The 1,336-nt window shown below is 63.5% G+C and carries 1 protein-coding gene and 1 pseudogene; both read right to left on the bottom strand.

The window, feature by feature from the left end:
- Positions 1-601 precede the first annotated feature (601 nt).
- Positions 602-727 carry a hypothetical protein gene (locus RM2_RS26120; RefSeq protein WP_445009108.1) on the bottom strand — a complete coding sequence of 42 codons (126 nt, stop codon included), beginning with the start codon at positions 725-727 and terminating at the stop codon, positions 602-604.
- 107 nt (positions 728-834) lie between these two features.
- Positions 835-1,227 (bottom strand): annotated as a pseudogene (locus RM2_RS25525) (transposase); the annotation flags it as partial.
- Positions 1,228-1,336: the final 109 nt, after the last annotated feature.

The raw sequence follows: 1,336 nt of genomic DNA, 5'->3' as shown, positions 1-1,336 counted from the left end.
TCTCGCAAACGATCGTCATACGGGACAACCGTCTAGATGGGAGTTGAGGGACAGACGCCCGAGATCCGGCGCTAAGCACTGAATGCGGTGTTGGCCCCGGAATCCTGAAGCTGGCCCCAGCCGCAAAGTAGTTTCTCGCTCAGGGTGACTCACCTACTGTTGTCGGCGTCGTGGGCTGTCGCGTGCGAGGTGGCGGTAAATGGACTTGCGGGAGACGCCCGAATATTTCGCCGACCAGCTCGACGGCGTGTTTACGTTTTCCGCGCTGGTCGAGTTCGTCGTACTCTCGCGGGCCTCGAGCACCGGCAACCCGGTCAGGCTCGAGGGCCGCCCGCCGACCCGGCCGCGAGCACCGAAACGCACCTCCCGCGCTACCGCACATAGTTTCCGGAGTCGACTCGACGTGAACGATTCGTCGAGCCAGGTCGATTCAAGCCTTACCGTACATAGTGTGCCGCTATCTGCAGTAACTCCTTAGCGCCGGATTCCGGGCAGATGTCCCTCACCCCCGTCACCGGCTCACTCTCCGACTCGAAGAAGGCGAGCACGATGTGGCCTCCAGGCGTGAGCCAGGGCCCCGGCAAAGTCGCATAAGCGCATGTCAGATGGTGCGCAGTAGGTCGACCGGCCGGTGTGGGTTTCGGCTGTGATGGCGTAACGCCGCGGCAATGTTGGTGATGCCAGCCAAGCGGAACACGCTGACGGCGGTGTTGCGGAGGGTGGCCATGACTTGTGGTCCGGTCCCGGTGCGGATGGTGGAGCGGTCTTCGTCGAAGACGACGTCCCGAACCCAGTGCAGGCGGTTCTCGATGCCCCAATGTGGCTCTGCCGGATTCAGAGTGCGTTGATTTGTTCCTGAAGTTGGCCGGAGTGGATCAGTGACCGCAAGATGTGGTGGTCGAGGTTGCGGAATCCGAGGGCGATACCACGCAGGTGTTCGAGGCGTCCGTTGATGGCCTCGACGGGTCCGTTGGATACGCCGACGTCGAAGTAGGCGAGGATCTCGTGGCGGCGTCGCCACAGGCTGCGGCCGAGCTGGGCGAGTTCTTCGAGTCCTTTCGGCAGCCCGGTTCGGATTCGTGTGAGGCACTTGAACATCGTCAGCTTCCCGGCGCGGCGATTCGGGCTGTCGTAGGCGGCGATGAGGTCCTGATAGCACCAGGCGGTGACCTCGACCGCGACGTGCGCGTCATCGGCCGCGAGGGCGGCGGCGAGCTTCGTCCTCTGTTGTCGGTGAGCAACTCGCTGACTTCGCCGCAGACAAGGGCGACGAGTTCACGGCGGCCAACCAGTGGCAACAAGCGCGGGTGCCCGAGACTTGTCACCACAGGACCTC

Origin of the sequence: Rhodococcus marinonascens NBRC 14363 (assembly GCF_001894885.1) — a bacterium.
In the GTDB taxonomy this organism is placed as follows: Bacteria; Actinomycetota; Actinomycetes; order Mycobacteriales; family Mycobacteriaceae; genus Rhodococcus_F; species Rhodococcus_F marinonascens.
This window is presented reverse-complemented; position numbering and strand designations above follow the sequence as displayed.

Excerpts from the sequence above, each read along its gene's own strand:
- RM2_RS26120 (WP_445009108.1), bottom strand. The coding sequence starts at position 727 with ATGGCCACCCTCCGCAACACCGCCGTCAGCGTGTTCCGCTTGGCTGGC.